This is a genomic window from Pseudoxanthomonas sp. G3, from assembly GCF_057654715.1.
In genome coordinates this window covers 2,807,564-2,830,504 of the sequence record NZ_CM172805.1, presented here as the reverse complement: position 1 = coordinate 2,830,504, position 22,941 = coordinate 2,807,564, and the positions used below count along the sequence as shown (strand labels likewise).

At 66.7% G+C, this 22,941-nt stretch carries 21 protein-coding genes; 13 read left to right on the top strand and 8 right to left on the bottom strand.

Translation table 11 applies throughout. From position 1 onward, the window contains the following. Positions 1-82: 82 nt before the first annotated feature. Complete coding sequence (pstS, locus tag AC23D6_RS13545; RefSeq protein WP_487752639.1) at positions 83-1,093, bottom strand: phosphate ABC transporter substrate-binding protein PstS; 1,011 nt, start codon at positions 1,091-1,093, stop codon at positions 83-85. Positions 1,094-1,522: 429 nt separating this feature from the next. Between pstS and AC23D6_RS13540 the strand changes: the two genes are divergently transcribed. Together AC23D6_RS13540 and AC23D6_RS13535 are read left to right on the top strand one after the other, a co-directional pair. Continuing rightward, the gene (locus AC23D6_RS13540; RefSeq protein WP_487749763.1) at positions 1,523-2,821 is read left to right on the top strand and encodes an OprO/OprP family phosphate-selective porin; all 1,299 of its coding nucleotides are present in this window, start codon (positions 1,523-1,525) and stop codon (positions 2,819-2,821) included. Between the two features lie 191 nt (positions 2,822-3,012). Continuing rightward, the gene (locus tag AC23D6_RS13535) at positions 3,013-4,623 is read left to right on the top strand and encodes a M28 family metallopeptidase (protein WP_487749762.1); all 1,611 of its coding nucleotides are present in this window, start codon (positions 3,013-3,015) and stop codon (positions 4,621-4,623) included. Between the two features lie 199 nt (positions 4,624-4,822). On the opposite strand, the gene nth is transcribed toward AC23D6_RS13535, so the two are convergent. Genes nth through AC23D6_RS13520 form a run of 3 tightly spaced genes read right to left on the bottom strand, consistent with a single transcriptional unit; the run spans position 4,823 to position 6,638 of the window. Next, entirely contained in the window at positions 4,823-5,485 is a 663-nt protein-coding gene (nth, locus tag AC23D6_RS13530) for an endonuclease III (protein WP_487749761.1), read from the bottom strand. Next, on the bottom strand, positions 5,482-5,850 hold the full coding sequence (locus tag AC23D6_RS13525) for a hypothetical protein (protein ID WP_487749760.1): 369 nt from the start codon (positions 5,848-5,850) through the stop codon (positions 5,482-5,484). Before AC23D6_RS13525 ends, nth begins: the two co-directional genes overlap by 4 nt. 5 nt (positions 5,851-5,855) lie before the next feature. After that, positions 5,856-6,638: an enoyl-CoA hydratase/isomerase family protein gene (locus AC23D6_RS13520; protein ID WP_487749759.1), complete on the bottom strand. Its 783-nt coding sequence runs from the start codon at positions 6,636-6,638 to the stop codon at positions 5,856-5,858. A 157-nt stretch (positions 6,639-6,795) separates the two neighbouring features. On the opposite strand from AC23D6_RS13520, the gene AC23D6_RS13515 reads away from it, so the two are divergent. The 3 genes from AC23D6_RS13515 to AC23D6_RS13505 all read left to right on the top strand — a co-directional run bounded on the left by AC23D6_RS13515 (position 6,796) and on the right by AC23D6_RS13505 (position 9,255). Beyond that, the gene (locus AC23D6_RS13515) at positions 6,796-7,497 is read left to right on the top strand and encodes an FKBP-type peptidyl-prolyl cis-trans isomerase N-terminal domain-containing protein (protein WP_487749758.1); all 702 of its coding nucleotides are present in this window, start codon (positions 6,796-6,798) and stop codon (positions 7,495-7,497) included. Between the two features lie 100 nt (positions 7,498-7,597). Beyond that, entirely contained in the window at positions 7,598-8,401 is an 804-nt protein-coding gene (locus AC23D6_RS13510; RefSeq protein ID WP_487749757.1) for an NUDIX hydrolase, read from the top strand. Beyond that, entirely contained in the window at positions 8,398-9,255 is an 858-nt protein-coding gene (locus AC23D6_RS13505; RefSeq protein WP_487749756.1) for a sulfurtransferase, read from the top strand. Before AC23D6_RS13510 ends, AC23D6_RS13505 begins: the two co-directional genes overlap by 4 nt. Before the next feature lie 9 nt (positions 9,256-9,264). On the opposite strand, the gene AC23D6_RS13500 is transcribed toward AC23D6_RS13505, so the two are convergent. Beyond that, entirely contained in the window at positions 9,265-10,041 is a 777-nt protein-coding gene (locus AC23D6_RS13500; RefSeq protein WP_487749755.1) for an enoyl-CoA hydratase/isomerase family protein, read from the bottom strand. Here AC23D6_RS13500 and AC23D6_RS13495 point away from each other — a divergent pair. Beyond that, positions 10,012-10,521, top strand: coding sequence for a copper chaperone PCu(A)C (locus AC23D6_RS13495; protein WP_487749754.1), 510 nt, complete (start codon positions 10,012-10,014; stop codon positions 10,519-10,521). The genes AC23D6_RS13500 and AC23D6_RS13495 overlap by 30 nt on opposite strands. Positions 10,522-10,704: 183 nt before the next feature. On the opposite strand, the gene AC23D6_RS13490 is transcribed toward AC23D6_RS13495, so the two are convergent. Continuing rightward, positions 10,705-11,127: an acyl-CoA thioesterase gene (locus tag AC23D6_RS13490; protein ID WP_487749753.1), complete on the bottom strand. Its 423-nt coding sequence runs from the start codon at positions 11,125-11,127 to the stop codon at positions 10,705-10,707. Beyond that, positions 11,124-14,057 (bottom strand): excinuclease ABC subunit UvrA, encoded by a 2,934-nt coding sequence (gene uvrA, locus AC23D6_RS13485; protein WP_487749752.1) that lies wholly within the window; start codon positions 14,055-14,057, stop codon positions 11,124-11,126. The genes AC23D6_RS13490 and uvrA overlap by 4 nt, the downstream gene beginning before the upstream one ends. A 419-nt stretch (positions 14,058-14,476) precedes the next feature. Between uvrA and rplU the strand changes: the two genes are divergently transcribed. The 3 genes from rplU (at position 14,477) to cgtA (ending at position 16,235) form a co-directional block, all read left to right on the top strand. Further along, positions 14,477-14,785, top strand: coding sequence for a 50S ribosomal protein L21 (gene rplU / locus AC23D6_RS13480; protein WP_062355039.1), 309 nt, complete (start codon positions 14,477-14,479; stop codon positions 14,783-14,785). 12 nt (positions 14,786-14,797) lie between these two features. Further along, entirely contained in the window at positions 14,798-15,058 is a 261-nt protein-coding gene (rpmA, locus tag AC23D6_RS13475) for a 50S ribosomal protein L27 (protein ID WP_056878362.1), read from the top strand. Between the two features lie 127 nt (positions 15,059-15,185). Continuing rightward, entirely contained in the window at positions 15,186-16,235 is a 1,050-nt protein-coding gene (cgtA, locus tag AC23D6_RS13470; RefSeq protein ID WP_487749751.1) for an Obg family GTPase CgtA, read from the top strand. A 125-nt stretch (positions 16,236-16,360) separates the two neighbouring features. Here cgtA and rpsT read toward each other — a convergent pair whose 3' ends face one another. Next, entirely contained in the window at positions 16,361-16,630 is a 270-nt protein-coding gene (gene rpsT / locus AC23D6_RS13465; protein ID WP_062355047.1) for a 30S ribosomal protein S20, read from the bottom strand. Positions 16,631-16,757: 127 nt separating this feature from the next. Here rpsT and murJ point away from each other — a divergent pair, with 127 nt between their 5' ends. The 4 genes from murJ to lspA all read left to right on the top strand — a co-directional run bounded on the left by murJ (position 16,758) and on the right by lspA (position 22,725). Next, on the top strand, positions 16,758-18,368 hold the full coding sequence (murJ, locus tag AC23D6_RS13460) for a murein biosynthesis integral membrane protein MurJ (RefSeq protein WP_487749750.1): 1,611 nt from the start codon (positions 16,758-16,760) through the stop codon (positions 18,366-18,368). 84 nt (positions 18,369-18,452) lie between these two features. After that, positions 18,453-19,400, top strand: coding sequence for a bifunctional riboflavin kinase/FAD synthetase (locus tag AC23D6_RS13455; protein WP_487749749.1), 948 nt, complete (start codon positions 18,453-18,455; stop codon positions 19,398-19,400). Beyond that, positions 19,397-22,228, top strand: a complete 2,832-nt coding sequence (gene ileS, locus AC23D6_RS13450; protein ID WP_487749748.1) for an isoleucine--tRNA ligase — start codon at positions 19,397-19,399, stop codon at positions 22,226-22,228. Before AC23D6_RS13455 ends, ileS begins: the two co-directional genes overlap by 4 nt. After that, positions 22,228-22,725, top strand: coding sequence for a signal peptidase II (lspA, locus tag AC23D6_RS13445; protein ID WP_487749747.1), 498 nt, complete (start codon positions 22,228-22,230; stop codon positions 22,723-22,725). Before ileS ends, lspA begins: the two co-directional genes overlap by 1 nt. Positions 22,726-22,941 lie beyond the last annotated feature (216 nt).

Sequence of the window (22,941 nt, the reverse complement as noted above, 5' to 3'; positions counted from 1 at the left end):
GAAGGCCCGCCGGATGAGGCTGCGCGGGAGGGAGCGCAACCCGGTGCCGGCACGGGGAGAGACCGTGCCGGCGGTGCTGCGATCAGTACTTCAGATTCGCCTTCCAGTACGTCTCGATCTGCTGCACCAGCGCCGGCGGCAGCGGCACGTAGTCGAGCGACTTGGCCTGGGCGTCGCCATTGGCGTAGACCCAGCGGAAGAAATCACGGGCGTCCTTGTTGCCCTTCTTCGGCGCCTTGTACATGAGGATGAAGTTGGTGGCGGTGATCGGCCAGGACTGCGCGCCCGGGGCGTTGGTCATCACCAGGTAGAAGTCCTTCGACTTGCCCCACTCGGCACTGGCGGCCGCCGCGGCGAAGCTCTCTTCGCTCGGCTGCACGAACTGGCCGGCAGCGTTCTTCAGGCTGGCATAGGCCATCTTGTTCTGCAGCGCGTAGGACAGTTCGACATAGCCGATGCCGCCCTTGATCTGCTTCACGTACGCGGCGACGCCTTCGTTGCCCTTGCCGCCCACGCCGGTCGGCCACTGCACGGTGGTGCCTTCACCGACCTTGCTCTTCCACTCCGGGCTGACCTTGGACAGGTAGTTGACGAAGTTGAAGGTGGTGCCCGAACCGTCCGAGCGACGGACGACGGTGATGCGCTGCGCCGGCAGGGTCAGGCCCGGGTTGAGGGCGGCGATGGCCGGGTCGTTCCAGGTCTTGATGGTGCCCAGGAAGATGTTGGCCAGGGTCGGGCCGTCCAGCTTCAGCTGGCCCGGCTTCAGGCCGGCCACGTTCAGCACCGGCACCACGCCGCCGATCACCGACGGGAACTGGGCCAGGCCGTACTTGGCGAGTTCTTCGGGCCTCAGCGGGGCATCGGACGAGCCGAAGTCCACCGTGCCGGCCTTGATCTGCGCGATACCGCCGCCCGAACCGATCGACTGGTAGTTCACGCGGTTGTTGGTGGCCTTGGCGTAGTCGGCCGACCACTTGGTCATCACCGGATACACGAACGACGCACCGGCGCCGGTCACGTCGGCCGCGAACGCCTGCGTGGAGAAGGCGGACGCCAGCGCCAGCAGCGCCACGCGGGATTTGATCGAGTTCAACACGGAAGTCTCCTGGGAGAAGGCAGGGTGGAAGGCACGGGCGTGCCCGTTGGGTGGCCATTCCACGACGTTTCTGTGACAGCCCCGTGTCGCGATTAAGACAGTCCCGTGACGATGCGCGATCCGGCCCGATTGCGTCAGGAAAAGGCGCCCGAGCGCAACTGCCACTCGCGCGACAGACCCGGAGACTCATCGACGCGTCCTGAGCTCTCATTTATGAGGTGGCCGAATCCCGCGTTGCCGGATGAACGCGTGGAGGGCGCGCCTGTCACATTACGGTCACGAAACGCACATGTGACTGCAAGATTTCACTCCCATCCTTTAGCGCATCTTTGACGGGCGCTTAATGATTTCCGAAGGTGATCTCGGAAGCGGAGCGGGCGCCCACGAAGCCTGCGCTCTTACTTAACTTCCACTCGGAGAGTCACCATGCGTTATTCCCTCCTGGCCGCCGCGCTCGCCGTCGCCATGGGCAGCACCAGTTTCTCGGCGTCCGCCGCCGACTCCCGCGATCAGACGATCGCCGAACTGAAGGCGCAGCTGGAAGCGCTGTCGGCCAAGGTGGCCGAGCTGGAAGAGCGCACCGACGCGCAGTCCGACGTCAACCTGGATACCGCCGCGCAGTTGGACAAGCTCAACACCGGCTCGCCGAAGGTCGACACCAAGGGCGGCCTCAAGATCACCTCGGCCGATGGCAAGTTCGAAGCCTCCGTCGGCGGCCGCATCCACTTCGACACCTACGCGTTCGATCGCGACCTCGCCAGCACCACCGGCACAACGGAGTTCCGTCGCGCGCGTCTGACCTTGCAGGGCAAGGCCTACGGCTGGGAATACAAGATGGAGAACGACTTCGGTGCGGGCGGCGGCCTCGACGGCTTCCGCGACGTCTACATCGCCAAGTCGGCGTTGGGCGGCAAGTTCACGATTGGTCACTTCAAGCCCTACCGCGCCATGGAAGAGCTGACCAGCTCCAACGAACTGTTGACGATGGAGCGTCCGTTCGCCTCGGCCACAGGCCTGTTCTCCGGCCGCCAGTTCCAGCAGGGCGTGGGTTACCTGCGCGCCGGCGAGAACTACACCGCGGGCCTGAGCGTATTCAACCTGCGCGGTGCTGCGGGCACGCGCAATGAGGGCGTCGGCGCCGCCGGCCGCGTGACATATGCGCCGATCAACACCGACAACAACACGCTGCACTTCGGTGCGTGGTACAGCTTCGAAGACAACAACCTGGGGTCGGCCGACCTGGTCGCCACCTCGAACTACGCCGGCCGTCGCGGTCCCTCGCAGGTGATCGCCACCACTACCGGTGCCAGCCGCAACACCGTCGACGTGATGGCGGTGGAAGCCGCCGGTTCGTTCGGTCCGGCCTTCTTCCAGGCCGAGTACGCCGATGCAACCTTCGGCCAGCCGCTCGGCCGCGACCAGGACGTGACCACGTACTACGTGCAGGGCAGCTTCATGCTCAACGGCGGGCACAAGCCTTACAAGGGCGCCACCGGCGTGTTCGGTTCGCCGAAGGTCGCCGACAAGGGCCTGTGGGAGCTGACCGGTCGCTATGACTACGTCGAGAACGAAACGCTGAACCGCGAAGTCACCAGCTGGATCCTCGGCGTGAACTACTACGTCAATCCGAACCTGCGCTTCATGTTCAACTACACGCAGGGCGACAACGAAGTCACCGGCGACGAGACCGCCCAGTACGCGCTGCGCACGCAGTTCGCCTGGTAAGCCGCGCGGCGCATCCGCGTCGCTCGCACGGCACGAAGGCCCGGGATCGCATCCCGGGCCTTCGCCTTTCCGGCCACCGACCATGACCATTGGCAGGGGTACCCATCTGGTCCAGCAGGGACACTGCGGGGCGGTCCATGGCGCATGCGGTGGATCACAGGGATGGGGATCCTTTTCAATCAGGGGGCTGGATGAAGCGGCTGATGATCGTCGCCTGGGCGGCGATGTGCGTGATGGCGGGAGAGGGGCAGGCGGCCGAGCCGGTGGACCTGGATGTGGTCGCGAAGATCCGGCACGAGGCCTTCAACCGCTCGCAGGCGGCGGCCAACCTGAAGGCGCTCACCGAAACCGTCGGCCCGCGCCTGACGGGTTCGCCCAACTACACCCTCGCCAGCGCGTGGGCGCGCGAAAAGCTGTCCGCCTGGGGTTTGTCCAACGTGCACGAGGAGGTTTTCGATCCGGCCTTCGGCCGGGGCTGGGCGTTCGAGTCCTCGCGCGTGGAGATGGTGTCGCCGCGCCGGGCGCCGGTGCATGCACTGCCGAAGGCCTGGACGCGCGGTACCGATGGCCCGGTGGAAGGCGAGGTGGTCCTGGCCGCGTTCAAGACGCTGGAGGACATCGACAAGCAGCGCGGCAAGCTGCGCGGAAAGATCGTGCTGCTGGATGATGCGCGCGCCTATAAGCCGGCAGAGAAGGCCGACTTCCGCCGCTACAGCGAAGCCGAGCTGGGCGAACTACAGACCTTCCCCATCGCCGAAGACGCTGCACCCGATGCCCAGGAGAAACGCCTCGAGGAGTACCGCAAGCGCCAGGCCCTGACCAAGGCGTTGAATGCCTTTCTTGCCGATGAAGGCGTGCTGGCGACGCTGTCGCTGAGCGCGTGGGACAACGGCATCATCCGCGCCACCGGCGGCGGCGCGCGCAAGGCCGACGAGCCGGTCGGCGTCACCGAGCTGGTCCTGCCCACCGAACACTACAACCCGCTGGTGCGTGCGGTGCAGGCCAAGCAGGCAGTGCGGCTGCGCATCGACGTCGATTCCCGCTTCACGAGTGAGCAGGACCTGCCGGCCACCAACACCTTCGCCGAGATCCCGGGCACGGGCGGCAAGGCGGGCGAGGTGGTGATGATCGGCGCGCACCTGGACTCGTGGCACACCGGCACCGGCGCCAGCGACAACGGCGCCGGCGTGGTCGTGATGATGGAGGCCATGCGCATCCTCAGGGCGATCGGCGTGAAGCCGCGCCGCACGATCCGGCTGGGCCTGTGGGGTGGCGAAGAGCAGGGGCTGCACGGTTCGGCTGGTTATGTCGCCCGCTACCTGGCCGACTATCCGGCGCCCACTGATCCGGAACAGAAGGCGCTTCCCCGCGCCTACCAGCGCGGCACTGGCCCGCTGCAGCGCCAGCGCGGGTACGACCACTTCTCGACCTACTTCAACTTCGACAACGGCACCGGCCGCATCCGCGGCATCTACGCGCAGGAGAACCACGCCGCGGTGCCGATCTTCAAGGCTTGGCTGGAGCCGTTCGCCGACATCGGCGCCACCGTCGTGACCACCCGCAACACCGGCAGCACGGACCATATTTCGTTCGATCGCGTGGGCCTGCCGGGGTTCCAGTTCGTGCAGGACCCGGCGGACTACTTCACCCATGTCCACCACACCCACCTGGACACGTACGACCATGTGGTGCCGGAGGATCTGAAGCAGGCGGCGGCAATCATCGCGTCGTTCGCCTACCACGCCGCGATGCGCGATGAGCGCATGCCGCGCAAACCCTTCATCGAGCGCGACGCACAGTAGCGTGCACCGCGTGCAAGATCGCTAGGATTCCGACGAGGCGATGCCGTGCGCATGGCGCACGCTACGTCGGGCGATGTCCTTGTCCTTGAATCGGCAGGATCGCGGTTCACCCTCATGGAGCGCGACACCGGATCGTGCGCCGCGCGCACAATCCGGAGGATTCCACCGACGCGATGCGGTGCACGTGGCGCACGCTGCGTCAGGGTGCCGTCTTCTCCTTGAAGCGGCAGATATCGCGGATCACGCACTGCGGGCAGTCCGGTTTGCGCGCCTTGCACACGTAGCGTCCGTGCAGGATGAGCCAGTGATGCGCATCCTGCATGAACTCCGCCGGCACCACTTTCTGCAGCTTGTCCTCTACCGCGCGCACGTCCTTGCCGGGCGCCAGCCCGGTGCGGTTGGCGACCCGGAAGATGTGCGTATCCACGGCGATGGTCGGTTCGCCGAACGCGGTGTTGAGCACCACGTTCGCGGTCTTGCGTCCCACGCCAGGCAGGCTTTCCAGTGCTTCGCGAGAGCGCGGCACTTCGCCGCCGTAGTCGTCCACCAGGATCCGGCAGGTGGCGATGACGTTCTTCGCTTTCGCGTTGAACAGGCCGATGGTGGCGATGTATTTCTTCAATCCGTCTTCGCCGAGGGCGAGAATCGCCGCCGCCGTGTTGGCGACGGGGAACAGCCTTCGCGTCGCCTTGTTGACGCCCACGTCGGTCGCCTGCGCGGAGAGCGTCACCGCGACCAGTAGCTCGAAAGGCGTGCTGTACTCGAGTTCCGTGGTCGGATGCGGATTGAGTTCGCGCAGCCGCGAAAACAGTTCCACCACTTCATCGCGCTTGAGCGTTGGGCTCCGTCGCACCGCGCTCATGGCTTCGTGCGCTCCGCGGCCTTGGCGCGCGCGCGCTCGAGCACGGCGGCGGCAGCGGCGGGCAGCGCAGGCCTGACGGGCACGGCGGGTCCGCTGGGTTGCGCCGCGATGCGTCGCGCCTCGTGTTCGGCGGCACGGCGTGCCAGTCGTGCTGCGCGCTGGCGATAGCGCTCTCGCGCTGCCCACGCCGTGCGCAAGCGGACCTGCGCGCGGGTGATCGCCTCGACGTACGCCGGATCGGCGCATTCGCCGGGACACTGCACCCACCCCATGAGGCCGGTGTCCAGCGCGGCATCGATGGCGTCGTCGACCAGCAGGCGGGTCAGCATGCGGGCCTGTTCGCAGCCGGGGCAGAACGTGGCCATGCGCCTCAACGGCCGGTGAAGTGGGGCTTGCGGCGTTCGATGAAGGCGCGGGTGCCCTCGCGCATGTCATCGGTGGCGAACATCAGGCCGAACTGCGCGGTTTCATACTGCAGGCCTTCCTCGATGCCGCACTCGCCGCCGACATTCACCACCTCCAGCGTCGCGCGCAGGGCGAGCGGTGCCGAGGCGGCGAGTTGCGCGGCCACCTTCAAAGTTTCTACTTCGAGTTCGGTCGCCGGCACCACGCGATTGACGATGCCCAACTGCAGGGCTCGCTCTGCGGTGATCGGGGCGCCCAGCAGGCACAGTTCCAGCGTGGCGGCACGGCCGGCCAACCGCAGCAGGCGCTGGCTGCCACCGAAGCCTGGGATCAGGCCCAGGTTGATCTCCGGCTGTCCAACCTTGGCGGTGTCCGCGGCGATGCGCAGGTGGCAGGCCATGGCCAGTTCCAGCCCGCCGCCGAGGGCGAACCCGTTGACCATCGCGATGACCGGCTTGGGCAAGGTCTCGATGGTGCGCATCAAGCGTTGGCCGCGCAGCGAAAAATCGCGGCCTTCGGTGGCCCGCAAGTCGGCCATTTCAGCGATGTCGGCCCCGGCCACGAAGGCTTTCGGACCGGCGCCGGACAGCACGACCACACGCACGGAGGTGTCTTCGGCCGCGGCCGTGAACGCGGCCTGCAACGCATCCAGCGTGGCGGCATTCAGAGCGTTCAGCTTGTCGGGACGATGGACAGTGAGGCGGCGGATGCCATCGGCATCGCTAACGAGAACAAGGCTTTCTGACATGGGATTTTCAGTGGTTTTGTAAATTTTCGGTAAAGCGGGAACTCCGCCGCAGAGAGCCGGTCAGAGCAGCCTGCTGTCAGTGGCGGTTAAGCGCCCCGGCCGCTATCCTATCGCGTCCATTCCAGGCGGTATGCCGCCCATCCCGGAGAGTGTGTTGATGAAGTTGCGTTCGTTAGTGGTCGCTGTTGCGGCATTCGCCATGGCCGGTAGCGCCCTGGCCCAGGACGTCTCGTCCGAGAAGGGCAAGCTGAGCTATTACTTCGGCTACGACTATGGCAACAACCTGGCCGAGCTGACCGCCCGTGGCGAGCAGTTGGATATCAATTCCGTGGTCAAGGGCTTGCAGGATGCGTATGCCAAGCAGAAGCCTGCCCTGACCAGCGAGCAGCTGAAGCCCGCCCTGGAGGCCTTCCAGAAGCGCGAGCAGGCCCGCGCGCAGCAGGCCAAGGCCGAGTACGACAAGGTCGCGGCCGAGAACAAGACCAAGAGCGACCAGTTCATCGCGACGTTCAAGGGCCAGCCGGGCGTGAAGCTGCTGCCCAGCGGTGTGGCCTACAAGGTGCTGGAGAACGGCACCGGCGCCAAGCCCACGCAGGCGAGCACGGTGGAACTGCAGGTTGCGGGTGCCTACCCGTTCGGCCAGCGTCCGACCGAAGCGCGTCCACCGCAGCAGATGAAGGACGTGAAGGTCAGTGCCATCGAGATGCAGGCCATGCGCGACGTGCTGCTGCAGATGCCGGTCGGCTCGAAGTGGGAAGTCGCGCTACCGCCGGACAAGGCCTATGGCGCGGACCCGCGCACGGGTTTCCCGCCGAACGTGGCGGTGGTGTTCGAGATCAAGCTGGTCAGTGCCAGGTAAGCCTGTCTGACTGTTCCATCCCTGCGCCGGCCTCGTGCCGGCGCAGTGCTTTTCGCGGCAGGGCACGTTTTCGCGCTACCCTCCGCAGGTGTCCGACGACATGAATACCGCTTTCCGCGCCGTGCTCAGCCCGTGCATCGGCGTCTGCACGCTGGACGATGCCGGCCTCTGCCAGGGCTGCCTGCGCACCACTTCGGAGATCGCACGCTGGTCGCAGATGAACGATGACGAACGCCTGCGCCTGATGGAGTCCGTGCTGCCCGCGCGCGAACGCACGCGGGTGCCGCTCGTCGAACAGCTGCGCGACGGTGTTCGCCTGCAGCGTGCCCTGCATCCGCTCGGCGCCGTGCCGCGCATGCCAGGCTGGAACCAGGACGAGCTCATCGATCTGTTGCCGCCGGGCCCGCTGGCGGAAGCCGCGGTGCTCGCCGGCCTCGTGCCGCGCGAGAGCGGCACGCAGGTGCTGCTGACGCGAAGGACGGACGGCCTGAGGCATCACGGCGGGCAGGTGAGTTTTCCGGGCGGGCGCATCGAGCCTACCGATGCCGACGTCGTGGCGGCGGCATTGCGTGAGAGTCGCGAAGAAATCGCACTGCAGGCTTCGCAGGCCGTGCCCCTGGGCTTCCTCGATCCGTTCACGACGATCAGCGGCTTCCGCGTCGTGCCGGTCGTCGCGGTGATCGATCCCGCGTTCGTGCCGACGCCGGCACCGGGCGAAGTGGCCGATGTGTTCGAGGTGCCGCTGGATTACCTCCTGGCAGCGGACAACCTGCGCCGCGTGGAGATCGACTATCGCGGCCGCCGTCGCGTCGTGCTCGAGTACGACTGGCCCGGGCAGCGCATTTGGGGTGCGACCGCCGCCATCCTGTTCAACTTGCGGCAACGCCTGGAGCAACTGGCATGAACTGGACAACGCTGGTCGATGCACCCACGTTGTTCGCTGCCCTGGGTGATCCGGATCTGCGGCTGGTGGATGCGCGTTTCGTGATGCTCAACGCGGCGCCCGATGCGGGGCGACAGGCGTACGTCGCGTCGCACCTGCCGGGTGCCGTCTATGCGGATCTCAATCAGGACTTGTCGGACCTCTCGAAAATCGGTGCAGGTCGGCATCCGCTGCCCGACAGTGAGGCGTTTGCACGCAAGCTGGGCGAATGGGGCATCGGGCCCTCGCATCAAGTCGTGGTCTATGACGCGGGCGACGGCAGCATGGCGGCCGCACGTATGTGGTGGCTGCTGAAACTGCTGGGCCACACACGCGTTGCCGTGCTTGATGGCGGTGTCGCGGCCTGGCGACTAGCGGGTGGAAGTGAGACGGCGGAGGCGTCGGCGCCGGTGGCGGTCGGGGCGTATCCCTCGCAATTCGACCCAGGCCAGCTTGTCGACGCGAAAGACATCGTGGCGCGGCTGGGCGAGGCGGGCGCCTGGCTCATCGATGCGCGCGCAGGCGAACGCTTTCGCGGCGAGATCGAACCCATCGATCCTGTCGCGGGCCACGTGCCCGGCGCGGTCAACCTTCCGTTCTCGCAGAACCTGCGCGACGGGCGCTTCAAGCCGGTCGACGAACTCCGTGCCGAATTATCGTCGCTGCTCGGGCATCGCTCTCCCGCGGATGCCGTCCTCATGTGCGGCTCCGGGGTGACGGCCTGCCATCTGCTGCTCGCGTTCGAGCATGCAGGCCTGCAGGGCGCGCGCGTCTACCCCGGTTCTTGGAGCGGCTGGATCGGCGATCCTGCCCGCCCGATCGCACGCGGCACCTGAAGCGCGGCGCTACTTCTTGAGCTTGTCGATCAGCGCCTGCAAGGCGGCCTGCGTATCGGGCGCGTGCCAGGCGTCGACGAAGCGCTCGAGTTGGATCAGGGCTGGGTCCAGCGCTTCCACCAGGTCGCGGCGCGCGAGCGCGCGGGTCTGCAGCATCGGGTGATGTGGTAGCCGCAGCAGCTGTCGCAGCCAATCGACGCCACGCGCGGTGACGGTGTCCTGGTCGACCAGTTCGTCGACCAGGCCGATCTCCAAGGCGTGCTCGGCTGGCACCATTTCGCCGGCTACCAACAGGCGCTCGGCGCGGTAGGGACCGACCACGCGTCGCATGAGGCGCTGGATGCCCTCCGGCACCACCAGGCCGACCTGGGTTTCATTGAGGCCCAGCGCGAACGGGCGCGCCGGATCCGGGCTGCGCGCCATCACGCGGTAGTCGCAGCACAGCGCCAGCACGCAACCGCCTGCCGGCGCATGGCCGGTGATCGCGGCCACCACCGGCACGCGCGACTCCGCCAGCGTGCGCGCGGCACCGAAGAAGGCCTGCCATGCGTCCAGCAGGGCCTTTCGGTCATCGCCCAGCGACATCAGATAGGGCACGTCCATGCCGGCGGAGAAGATCTTCGGGTTGCCCGCCAGCACGATGCCGCGGACGCCCTGGTCGAGCGCGGCGTTGAGCGCGTCGATCAGGGCACGGCACAGGTCCGTGTTGAGGGCGTTGACCGGCGCGCGCGCCAGCCGGATCTCGCGGATGTCGGCGTGGTCGACGGTTTCGATGAGTCCGGTCATTCATTTCTCCCCGAGTCAGGTCAGTATCATAGGCGCATGAACCGTTGCGTCGAAACGCTTTGCCTGTCCGTCCTGCTGGTGTCGTGCGCGGCGACCGCCGTGGCAGCCGAGTGCCTGCCCGTCGCCAAGGCCGCATGGATCCGCCTGCCCCCGGTCGCAATGCCGATGATGGCCGGCTTCGCCCGCATCGAGAATCCCTGCAAGGCGTCGGTGAGCATCGTAGGGGCCGAGAGTCTCGCGTTCGACGACGTGTCGCTGCACGAGACGCGCGAAGAAAACGGTGTCAATCGCATGCGTGAAGTGGCGACACTCCCGATCGCGCCCGGCAAGGCCGCTGAACTGAAGCCGGGCGGGCTGCACCTGATGTTGCATGGCCCGTATCAACCGCTGGTCGCGGGGGAAAAGCCGGTGATCACGCTGAAGCTGGCCGATGGGCGGACGCTGCCGGTGGTGTTCGAGGTACGCAAGTCGGCTCCCTGAGCCGCCAGGCGTCTGCAGGAGCGACGTCAGCCGCGACCGGAAGAGCGACAAACCTGCGGACTTGGAAACACCGGCCGGAACGCATAAGCACGCGGTGCTCATAAGGGCACCGCCCAAGCCAGCGGCGTCCCCGCATGGGTAAAGGAGGGGCGTGACGGCGCCCCTACAGGGGTCAGGAACGCGCTACGCCTCCGACGCCGCTCGGATCGCAGAGGGCAGGGGCGCGCTATGGCCCGTCTGCGTGTCCATCCAGACCACCACCACGTTGCCATCGGAATACAGCACGCTGTCGTCCTTCGCCGAGACGATGCGATGGCCGATGGTGACGCTGCTGGTGCCGAGGCGGTCGACGTAGAGTTCCACCACCACATCATTCGGCCAGGTGAGCGGCCGCTTGTAATTGATGTTGTTCGCGGCCACGACCGGTGCGATGCGGTCGGTCATCGACACGTCCGGCACGGTCAGCATCCAGCGCACGCGCGCTTCCTCCAGGTACGAGATGTACTTGGCGTTGTTTACGTGACCCATGCTGTCCATGTCGCGCCAGCGCACGCTGATCGGGATCTTGGCCAGCAACTTGCGGCTGGCGTCGTGGGAGTCGCTCATCGCGCGGCCTTCTTCTTCGTGGTCTTGGTGGCGGACTTGCGCGGCGGCAGCACGTCGGGCTTGGCGACAGCTGCCGGCTTCGTGGGCTTGGGCGCCTTGGCAGCGGGCAGCAGCTTGGCGAGGAAGCGCCCGGTGTGCGATTCCGGATGCGCCGCGATGTCCTCCGGCGTGCCGGTGGCGAGGATGCGCCCGCCCCGGTGGCCACCCTCCGGCCCGAGGTCGACGACCCAGTCCGCGGTCTTGATGACGTCCAGGTTGTGCTCGATCACGACGATCGTGTTGCCTTCGTCGCGCAGCTTGTGCAGCACCGCGAGCAGGTGTTCGATGTCGTGGAAGTGCAGGCCCGTCGTGGGCTCGTCCAGGATGTACAGCGTGCGACCGGTATCGCGCCGCGACAGTTCCTTGGACAGCTTGACGCGCTGCGCCTCGCCGCCGGACAGCGTAGTCGCGCTCTGGCCCAGCTTGACGTAGCTCAGGCCAACGTCGACCAGCGTTTCCAGCTTGCGCGCGATCGATGGCACCGGTTCGAACAGGGTCAGCGCATCTTCGACCGTCATCTCCAGCACGTCGTTGATGTTGTAGCCCTTGTATAGGATCTCCAGGGTCTCGCGGTTGTAGCGCTTGCCGTGGCAGACGTCGCAGGGCACATACACGTCCGGCAGGAAATGCATCTCGACCTTGATCATGCCGTCGCCCTGGCAGGCCTCGCAGCGGCCGCCGCGCACGTTGAAGCTGAAACGGCCCGGCGAATAACCGCGCGCGCGCGCTTCCGGCACCTGCGCATACAACTCGCGCAAGGGTGTGAACAGGCCGGTGTAGGTCGCCGGATTGGAGCGCGGCGTGCGCCCGATCGGCGACTGGTCGATGTCGACCACCTTGTCGAACAGGTCCAGGCCTTCAATTTCGCGGTACGGCGCCGGCTTGTGCGAAGCGCCGTTGATCTCGTTGGCGGCCAGCGCGTACAGGGTGTCGTTGATCAGCGTCGACTTGCCCGAGCCGGACACGCCGGTGATGCAGGTGAACAGGCCGGACGGCACGTCGAGGTCGACGTCCTTCAGGTTGTTGCCGGTGGCGCCGCGCAGGTGCAGCGTCATCTTAGGGTTGGCCTTGTGGCGCGCCTTCGGTACCTCGATCTGGCGCTTGCCCGAGAGGTACTGGCCGGTCAGCGAACGTGGCGCTTTCAGCAGGTCGTCCAGCGTGCCCTGGCCGACGATCTCGCCCCCATGCACGCCGGCACCGGGGCCGATGTCGAGCACGTAGTCGGCCATGCGGATGGCGTCCTCGTCGTGCTCGACGACGATCACCGTATTGCCGAGGTCCCGCAGGCGGGTCAGAGTGGCCAGCAGGCGCTCGTTGTCGCGCTGGTGCAGGCCGATGCTGGGTTCATCGAGCACGTACATCACGCCGACCAGGCCGGCGCCGATCTGCGAGGCCAGGCGGATGCGCTGCGCTTCGCCACCCGACAGCGTGTCGGCCTTGCGTTCGAGGGTGAGGTAATCCAAACCGACATCGACCAGGAAGCCGAGCCGCTCGGCGATTTCCTTGACGATCTTGGCGGCGATCTCGCCGCGCCAACCGGGCAGGTCCAGGCTGCGGAAGAACGCCAGCGCCTCATCGACCGGCAGCACGACCAGCGACGGCAGCGGACGGTCGGCGACGAACACGTTGCGCGCAGACTTGTTGAGGCGCGCGCCCAGGCAATCGGGGCAGGGACGGTCACTGATGTACTTGGCCAGTTCCTCGCGTACCGCGGGGGATTCCGTCTCGCGGTAGCGGCGCTCGAGGTTCGGCACGATGCCCTCGAAGCGGTGCTTGCGCTGCGTGCGGCCGCCCGATTCGGTGAGGTAGGTGAAGGTGATGACCTCTTCGCCGCTGCCGTACAGCACGGCCTGTTGCACGCCTTCCGGCAGCGACTGCCAAGGGGCATCCACATCGAAGCGGTAGTGCTTGGCCAGCGAGGCGATCAGCTGGAAGTAGTACGCGTTGCGACGATCCCAGCCGCGCACCGCCCCGGCGGCCAGCGACAGCTCGGGATGGACGACGACGCGCGCGGGATCGAAGAACTGCGCCACGCCCAGCCCATCGCAGGTCGGGCAGGCGCCCACCGGCGAGTTGAACGAAAACAGGCGCGGTTCCAACTCCGGCAGCGAGTAGTCGCAGACCGGGCAGGAGTATTTCGACGAGAACAGCAGCGGGGCGGTGTCTGGCTGGTCCAGCGACATGACCTGGGCCATGCCGTCGCCGAGCTTCAGCGCGGTCTCGAAGCTCTCTGCCAAGCGCTGCTTGAGGTCTTCGCGCGGGCGGAATCGGTCGATCACCGCCTCGATGGTGTGCTTCTGGCGCAACGCCAGGGCCGGCACGGCGTCGATCTCGTACAGCTCGCCGTCCACGCGCACGCGGACGAAACCCTGCGCGCGCAGCTGGTCGAACACCTGTGCGTGCTCGCCCTTGCGCTCGCGGATCACGGGCGCCAGCAACATGTAGCGTTGCTCGCCATCCAGCGCCAGCACCTGGTCGACCATCTGGCTGACGGTCTGTGCTTCCAGCGGATAGCCGTGGTCCGGGCAGCGCGGCAGGCCTACGCGCGCGTACAGCAGGCGCAGGTAGTCGTAGATCTCGGTGATCGTGCCGACCGTGGAGCGCGGGTTGTGGCTGGTCGATTTCTGCTCGATCGAGATCGCCGGCGACAGGCCTTCGATGTGGTCGACGTCAGGCTTTTCCATCACCGACAGGAACTGCCGCGCGTACGCGGACAGCGATTCCACGTAGCGGCGCTGGCCTTCGGCGTAGATGGTGTCGAACGCCAGCGACGACTTGCCCGAGCCGGACAGGCCGGTGATGACGATCAGCTTGTCGCGCGGGAGGTCGAGGTCGATGTTCTTGAGGTTGTGCGTCCGCGCGCCGCGGATGCGGATGAAGTCCATGGCCATCGGGTGGGGGATCCGGAAAGCGAACAAGGAAGCGTAGCGATCTGCTCAGATGGGGGCAAATAGCCCCCGCACCAATGCAGGGATACGCGGGAAAGGAGCAGGGAAGCGAGGGAGGAGCTATGGGAAGCGGCTGAGGTGGGCGGCAGCCCGCATGCAGGCACGCCTGCGACGTACCATCAGAGCGGCACGAAGAGACATGTGGGCAAGTGCATGATTTTCAAGAGCTTGTACTAGCAGAGTGGATCGAGCCGACCAGTCTATGAGGGGGTCCAGGGCGGGTTCCGCCCGCAATCGGTGTCGCTGGGCCATGGGGCGGGGGTGGTTGACCCTAACCGCATGAATCCACTAGAATTCCGCTTCTGTCCGCCCTCGATGGCAGGCAGGCTCCAGAAAATAACTACAGAAACCAAGGAATCCACATGTACGCAGTCGTAGTCACTGGCGGTAAGCAGTACCGCGTGATGAAGGGCGAGACGCTCCGCGTCGAGAAGCTCGAGGCCGAAGCCGGCAACGAGATCACCTTCGACAACATCCTGATGCTGGGCGATGGCGAAACCATCAGCCTGGGCGACGCCCTGAAGGGCGCCAGCGTGACCGCCAAGGTCGTCGGCCACGGCCGCGCCGATAAGGTCCGCATCATCAAGTTCCGCCGCCGCAAGCACCACATGAAGCGCCAGGGTCACCGGCAGCACTACACCGAAATCGAAATCACCGGCATCACCAAGTAAGGAGAAGCAGTCATGGCACACAAAAAAGGCGTAGGTTCCTCGCGCAACGGCCGCGACTCCAATCCGAAGATGCTGGGCGTCAAGGTCTTTGGTGGTCAGGCGATCGATGCGGGCAACATCATCATCCGCCAGCGCGGCACCCAGTTCCATCCGGGTCCGGGCGTCGGCCTGGGTCGCGACCACACGCTGTTCGCACTGGTCGACGGCAAGGTCGAGTTCTCGATCAAGGGCGCCAAGAAGCGTCGTACCGTCAGCGTGGTGGCGGAAGCCTGAGGCTTCGCGCACACGCGTCGCGAAGGGCCCCGCCGCGTGCGGGGCTTTTCGTTTCGAGGCCTGGAATGACCGTGCAGCGCACCTGCTTCTTCGATTCCCCACTCCCGAATCCCCACTCCCGGCTCTTATGAAACTCGTAGACGAAGCTGAAATCCTGGTCACCGCCGGCAATGGCGGCAACGGCTGCGTAGGCTTCCGCCGCGAGAAGTTCATTCCGCTGGGCGGCCCCGATGGCGGCGACGGCGGCAGTGGCGGCAGCGTCTGGCTGCTGGCCGATGAGAATCTCAACACGCTGGTCGATTTCCGCCACCAGACGACGTTCCGCGCCCAGCGTGGCGAGAACGGCATGGGCCGGCAGATGTATGGCAAGGCAGGCGAAGACCTGACCATCACCGTGCCGGTCGGCACCGTGGTCACCAACGTCAGCACCGACGAAGTGATCGGCGACCTCACCCAGCATGGCGACCGCCTGCTGGTGGCCAAAGGCGGCAAGGGCGGCCTGGGCAACATGCATTTCAAGAGCTCCATCACCCGTGCGCCCCGCAAGGCGACGCCGGGCGAGGAGGGCGAGGAGCGCCTGTTGAAACTGGAGCTCAAGCTGCTGGCGGATGTCGGCCTACTGGGCTTCCCGAACGCGGGCAAGAGCACCTTCATCCGCGCCGTCTCGGCGGCGACGCCGAAGGTGGCCGACTACCCGTTCACCACGCTCTATCCGAACCTGGGCGTGGTGAGCGTCGAAGCGCACCGCAGCTTCGTCATTGCCGACATCCCGGGCCTGATCGAAGGCGCTGCCGATGGTGCCGGCCTGGGTGCGCAGTTCCTCCGCCACCTGCAGCGCACGCGCATCCTGTTGCACCTGGTGGACATGGCGCCGATGGAAGGCGGCGTGGAAGGCATCGATCCCGTCGAGCAGGTGCGTGCCATCGAGCGCGAGCTCGAGAAGCACGACCCCGAGTTGCTGCAGAAGCCGCGCTGGCTGGTGCTCAACAAGGCTGACCTGATGTTCGAGGACGAGGCCAAGGAGCGCGCGGCGCAGATCATCGCCGAGCTGGGCTGGACCCAGCCGTGGTACCAGGTCTCGGCCATCTCGCGCGAAGGCACCTGGCCGATCATGAAAGACGTGATGGCTTTCTTCGACCGCCAGCGTGAAGAGGCCGAAGAAGCCGCCCGGGGCTGACGTCGGAACCCGCCGGAAGGCGGGTTTTCCTTGTCCGTCGACTCGTGCAGGATCCGGCGGCGGTCGGGCAAAAAGAAACCCGCCTTCCGGCGGGTTTCGTGTCTTCGCGTCCGTGTACCGCTGGATTAGGCGGCTTGCAGCGCCTTGATGCGGGCGTTCAGGCGGCTCTTGTGGCGGGCAGCCTTGTTCTTGTGGATCAGGCCGCGCGAGCTCAGGCGGTCGAGGATCGGCTGGGCCGACACGAACGCAGCCTGGGCGCCAGCGGCGTCATTGGCGTCGAGGGCCTTGAGGACTTTCTTGACGGCGGTGCGCAGCATCGAACGCTGACCGGCATTGCGCGCATTGCGCACGACGGTCTGCTTGGCGCGCTTCTTGGCGGACTTGATATTGGCCACAGTGGGATTCCTGGTGAATACCTGAGAGAATTCAGGGGTTGAACGGAAGACGGGTAATCGAGCCGGAAATTATGGGGCATTCAATGGGTTGCGTCAAGCTGGTGATTCTGTCGGGGGATCTGTCCCGATGAGCGGGAAGCTCCTGCGCTCGGCCGCCGTCTTCAGCTCGATGACCTTCCTGTCCCGGCTCTCGGGGCTGGTCCGGGACCAAGTCTACGCCCACGTCTTCGGCGCGGGTGGGATGATGGACGCCTTCTTCGTGGCCTTCCGCATCCCGAACTTCATGCGCCGGCTGTCCGCCGAGGGCTCGTTTTCGATGGCGTTCGTGCCGGTCCTGGCCGAATACAAGGCCACCCGAAGCCCGGAAGAGGTCAGGGCGCTGATCGACCGGGTCACCGGCACCCTGGCGGCGGCGCTGCTGGTGCTGACCGGTATCGTCATCCTGCTGGCTCCGCAGATCGCACGCCTGATCGCGCCGAACTTCGACGCCGCGCAGATGCAGGTGCTGACCGACCTGCTGCGGATCACCTTCCCCTATGCGTTGTTCATCTCGCTGGCCTCGCTGGCCGGCGGCATCCTCAATACCTACCAGCGGTTCGCCATCCCGGCGCTGTCGCCCGTGCTGATGAACCTGTCCATGATCGCCGCCGCCGTCGGGCTGGCGCCGTTGATGGACTACTCGGTGATGGTGCTGGGCTGGGGCGTGTTCGCCGCCGGCGTGCTGCAGTTGGGCTTCCAGCTGCCGTCGCTGGCCCGCCTGGGCCTGTTGCCGCGCCCGAAGCTGGACTTCGCCCACGCCGGCGTCCGCAAGATCCTGACCCTGATGGTGCCTACGCTGTTCGGCTCCTCGGTGGCCCAGTTCAACCTGTTGCTCAACACCTGGGTCGCCGCCCTACTGATCAGCGGCAGCGTCAGCTGGTTGTACTACAGCGACCGGTTGCTGGAATTCCCGCTGGGCATGTTCGGCGTGGCGATCGGCACGGTGATCCTGCCGCACCTGTCCAGCCGGCATGCCGAAACCGATCCGGAGGGCTATTCGAAGGGGCTGGACTGGGGCTTCCGCCTCTGTCTGCTGATCGGCCTGCCGGCCTGTGCCGGCTTGATCCTGTGCGCCCCACCGCTGCTGGCCACGTTGTTCCAGTACGGAAAATTCGATGCCACCGACGTGCAGATGGCCAGTTGGAGCCTGATGGCGCAGTCGATCGCCGTGCCGGCCTTCCTGCTGGTGAAGGTGCTGGCGCCGGCGTTCTATTCGCGCCAGGACACCCGCACCCCCGTCAAGGCGGCGGTGGTGGCGGTGCTGACCAATGCGCTGTGCACGCTACTGTTCTTCGCCCTCATGCTCTACGGCACCGAGCCGGGTCGGCAGGCGCTGCGGGCGGCCGGCGGCGATGTGAAGCAGGCGCTGGGCCAGGTGCAGGGCGCACACGCGCTGCTGGCGCTGGCCATCGCCGTGGCCGGCTGGGTGAACGCGCTGCAACTGGCCTGGTTGCTGCGCAAGGCTGGCGTCTACCGGCGGCAGCCCGGCTGGGGGCGGTTCCTGCGCCAGATCGGTGTAGCGACGGTGGCGATGACGCTGGTGGTGATGGCCTTCCGCGTGCTCTGGCCGGACTGGACGCCCTGGGCCTGGTGGGACCGCGGCTGGCGCCTGGCGGTGGTGGTGGGCGCGGGCGGCGCACTGTATGCCGGCCTGCTCTGGGTACAGGGCATCCGTCCCCGTGACCTGCGTGGTCATTGAGGTCCGGCACGCCCGGCTATACTTCAACGTTGTTGCACTCCTCCGGGATCGCCCGTACCGGCCGATCCGTCCTGACAGGATTCCATGAGCAGGCTGTTCCGTGACGTCGATGGCGGGCTTCTGAGTCCGCACGGTAGCGTGGTCTGCATCGGCGCCTTTGATGGCCTGCACTCGGGCCACCGCGCGCTGGTGCGGCATGCCGTGGCGCGTGCGCGTGCATTGGGTGTCGAGTGCGTGGTGGTGACCTTCGAGCCCCTGCCGCGCGAGTTCTTCTCCAAGGACCACCCGCCGCCGCGCCTGACCCTGGCCCGGGCCAAGGTGGAAGGCTTGTTAGAGCTCGGGGCCGACCGTGTCGGCCTGTTGCGCTTCGACGCGAAGCTTTCGGCGATGTCGGCCGAGGATTTCGTCCGCACCTTGTTGGTCGGCCGCCTGGCCGCCCGCGAAGTCTGGATCGGTCCCGAGTTCCGTTTCGGTCACCGCCGCGCTGGCGATGTCACGCTGCTGCAGGCGATGGGCAGCGAACTCGGCTTCAGTGCCGACGCGATCGCGCCGGTCGAAGTGCATGGCGAGCGTGTCTCCAGTACGCGCATTCGCGAAGCCCTCAAGGGCGGCGACTTCACCACGACCACGCGCCTGCTCGGCCGGCCCTACGCCATCGGCGGCCGGGTCGTGCGCGGCAAGCAACTCGGCCGCACGCTCGGGTTTCCCACCGCCAACCTGCGCTTCCCGAAAACGCCCGCCCTGTCCGGCATCTACGCCACCTGGGTGCATGGGGTGGGCGATACACCATGGCCGTCCGTCTCCAGTTTCGGCACGCGCCCCACGGTCGACGGCGTCGAGCCGCTGCTGGAAGCGCATCTGTTCGATTTCGCCGGCGACCTCTACGGGCGCCATATCGAAGTCGAATTCGTCGCCAAGCTGCGCGACGAACTGAAATTCCCCGATCTGCCCAGCCTCACCGAGCAGATGCACCGCGATGCGGATGACGCACGCGACATCCTTTCCGAACATCAACGACGAGCGACGGCGTGAGCCAGGACTACAAAGCCACCCTTCATCTGCCCGCCACGGAGTTCCCGATGCGCGGCGACCTGCCCAAGCGTGAGCCGGACACGTTGGCCCGCTGGGAAAGCCAGGGCCTGTACGCGCAGTTGCGCGAGCACGCCAAGGGACGCCCGCTTTTCGTGCTGCACGACGGTCCGCCGTATGCCAACGGTGCGATCCACCTGGGCCATGCGGTCAACAAGATCCTGAAGGACATCATCGTCAAGTCGCGCTACCTGGCCGGCTTCGATGCGCCCTACATTCCGGGCTGGGATTGCCACGGCCTGCCGATCGAGATCGCCATCGAGAAGAAGTACGGCAAGGTCGGCGTGAAGCTCGATGCGGTCGAGTTCCGGCAGAAGTGCCGCGAATACGCCGAGTCGCAGATCGATATCCAGCGCAAGGACTTCAAGCGCCTGGGCGTGATCGGCGACTGGGACAACCCTTACAAGACGCTCGATTTCCGCTTCGAAGCGAACGAGATCCGTGCGCTCGCCAAGATCGTCGCCAACGGCCACCTGACCCGCGGCGTGAAGCCGGTGCACTGGTGCTTCGACTGCGGCTCGGCGCTGGCCGAGGCGGAGATCGAATACGCCGACAAGGTGTCGCCCGCCGTCGATGTTGCCTACGCCGCACGCGACGCCCAGGCGGTGGCGCAGGCGTTCGGCGCCGCGGTGCCGGCCGATGTCGAAGTCGCGCTGCCCATCTGGACCACCACGCCGTGGACGCTGCCGGCCTCGCTCGCCATCTCCATCGGCGGAGAGCTCGAGTACGCCCTCGTCGAAGGCCCTGCGCATGACGGCAAGCGCCGCTGGCTGGTGCTGGCCGATGCGCTGGCCGCGCGCGCGCTGCAGCGCTACGGCGTCACCGACCTGGTGGTGCATGCGCGAGTGAAGGGCAGTGCGTTGGAAGGCCTGCTTTTCGCGCACCCGTTCTACGACACCCGCGACATCCCCGTGCTGCTGGGCGACCACGTGTCGGCCGAAGACGGTACCGGCGCCGTGCACACCGCGCCCGGCCACGGCCAGGAGGACTATGTCGTCAGCAAGCAGTACGGCCTGCTGGACAAGTACACCGCCGCGCAGATCAACCCGGTCGACGGTCGTGGCGTCTACCTGCCGTCCACTCCGGCCGCGCATGGCGTGGAGCTGGCCGGTCTGCATATCTGGAAGGCCAACGACGTCATCATCGACGTGTTGAAGCAGGGCGGTGCGCTGCTCGCTTTCAGCAAGCTGGAACACAGCTACCCGCACTGCTGGCGCCACAAGACGCCCATCGCGTTCCGCGCCACGCCGCAGTGGTTCATCTCGATGGAGCAGGCGAACCTGCGCGCTGACGCACTGGACGCGATCAAGCAGGTCGGCTGGTTCCCGCAGTGGGGCGAAGCCCGCATCGCCGGCATGGTCGACGGGCGTCCGGACTGGACGATCTCGCGGCAACGCACCTGGGGCGTGCCGATCGCGCTGTTCGTGCACCGCGAAACCGGCGAGCCGCATCCGCGCAGCGTCGAGCTGATGCGCGCCGTGGCCGACCGCGTGGAGCAGGGCGGCGTCGACGTCTGGTACACGCTGGACGCGGCCGAACTGCTGGGCGACGAAGCCAAGAACTACGACAAGATCACCGACATCCTCGATGTCTGGTTCGATTCCGGCGTCACCCACGAAGGCGTGCTGCTGGAACGCGGCCTGGGCAAGCCGGCCGATCTCTACCTGGAAGGCTCCGACCAGCACCGCGGCTGGTTCCAGTCCTCGCTGCTGACCGGCGTGGCGATCGACAAGAAGGCGCCCTACAAGCAGTGCCTCACCCACGGCTTCACCGTGGACGAGCACGGCCGCAAGATGTCCAAGTCGCTGGGCAACGGCATCGAGCCGCAGGACATCATGAAGACCCTCGGCGCGGACATCCTGCGCCTGTGGATCGCCAGCGCCGACTACAGCAACGAGATGTCGCTGTCGCAGGAAATCCTGAAGCGCAACGCCGATGCCTACCGTCGCCTGCGCAACACCGCGCGCTTCCTGCTCAGCAACCTCAACGGCTTCGAGCCCGCGCGCGATCTGGTGGCGCCGGCGGACATGGTCGCGCTGGACCGCTGGATCGTGCACCGCGCCTACGAGGTGCAGGAGAAGATCAAGGCGGCCTACGACCGCTACGACTTCGCCGAAATCGTGCAGGCGCTGCTGAACTTCTGCAGCGTCGACCTCGGTTCGCTCTACCTGGACGTCACCAAGGACCGCCTGTACACCATGCGCGAGGATTCGCGCGGGCGCCGCAGTGCGCAGAGCGCGATGTACGTCATCGCCGAGGCCTTCGTGCGCTGGATCGCGCCGGTGCTGAGCTTCACCGCCGATGAAATGTGGGGCTACCTGCCGGGCGAGCGCACGGGCAACGTGCTGTTCGCCACCTGGTACGACGGCCTGGCGCCGCTGCCCGCGGACGCTGCGCTGAATGCGGCCGACTTCGACCAGCTGCTGGCCCTGCGCGAGCAGGTCGCCAAGGTGCTGGAGCCGATGCGTGCGAACGGCCTGATCGGCGCCGCGCTGGAAGCGGAAATCGCCGTCTCGGTGAATGCCGCCACGGCCGCGAAGTGGCAGCCGCTTGCAGAGGAACTGCGGTTCTTCTTCATCAGCGGCGACGTCACCGTCTCCGAAGTCAGCGCCGACGAGGTCTTCGTCCTCGCCACGCCGACCACCAAGGCCAAGTGCGTGCGCTGCTGGCACTACCGCGCCGATGTGGGCGCACATGCCGGGCACCCGGAACTGTGCGGCCGCTGCGTGAGCAACATCGACGGCAACGGCGAAACCCGGGAGTGGTTCTGATGGCCGCCGCCCCCAAGCCGAACGCCCTCGTCTGGCTGCTGCTCTCGGCCGTGGTCATCGGCCTGGACCAGTGGTCCAAGGCCTGGGTGCTGGCCTCGCTGCCGGAGTACACCGCCATCCCGGTGATCGATGGGTTCTGGAACTGGTACCGCACCTACAACACCGGCGCGGCCTTCAGCTTCCTGGCCGACGCCGGCGGTTGGCAGCGCTGGTTCTTCACCGTGCTCGCGGTGGGCATCAGCGGCCTGCTGGGCTTCTGGCTGTCGCGCACGCGCCGGGCCGACTGGCGCCAGGCGCTGCCGTACGCGCTGGTGATCGGCGGCGCGCTGGGCAACGTCATCGACCGCCAGATCCATGGCCACGTGGTGGATTTCATCCAGTGGCATTGGCGCGACCACTATTGGCCCGCATTCAACATCGCCGATTGCGCGGTAGTGGGCGGGGCGATCGGCATCGCCTTGTTCGGCCTGTTCGAAGGCAAGAAGAAGGCCGCGTAGGGCGGGCCTTGGCCCGCCGTGTCGGTGCGTCATTGAACGGTGGGCCAAGGCCCACCCTACAGGGCTTGCGGTCGTCATCCCGGCGAAAGCCGGGACCCAGTGCCTTTTGCTCCGCCGCCCCATCTCCCGTGCCAAGTCGCTGGATCCCGGCTTTCGCCGGGATGACGGCGGAGACAAGAAGCCCGGGATTCATGCTTTCACTCGCTCACCTCCGGT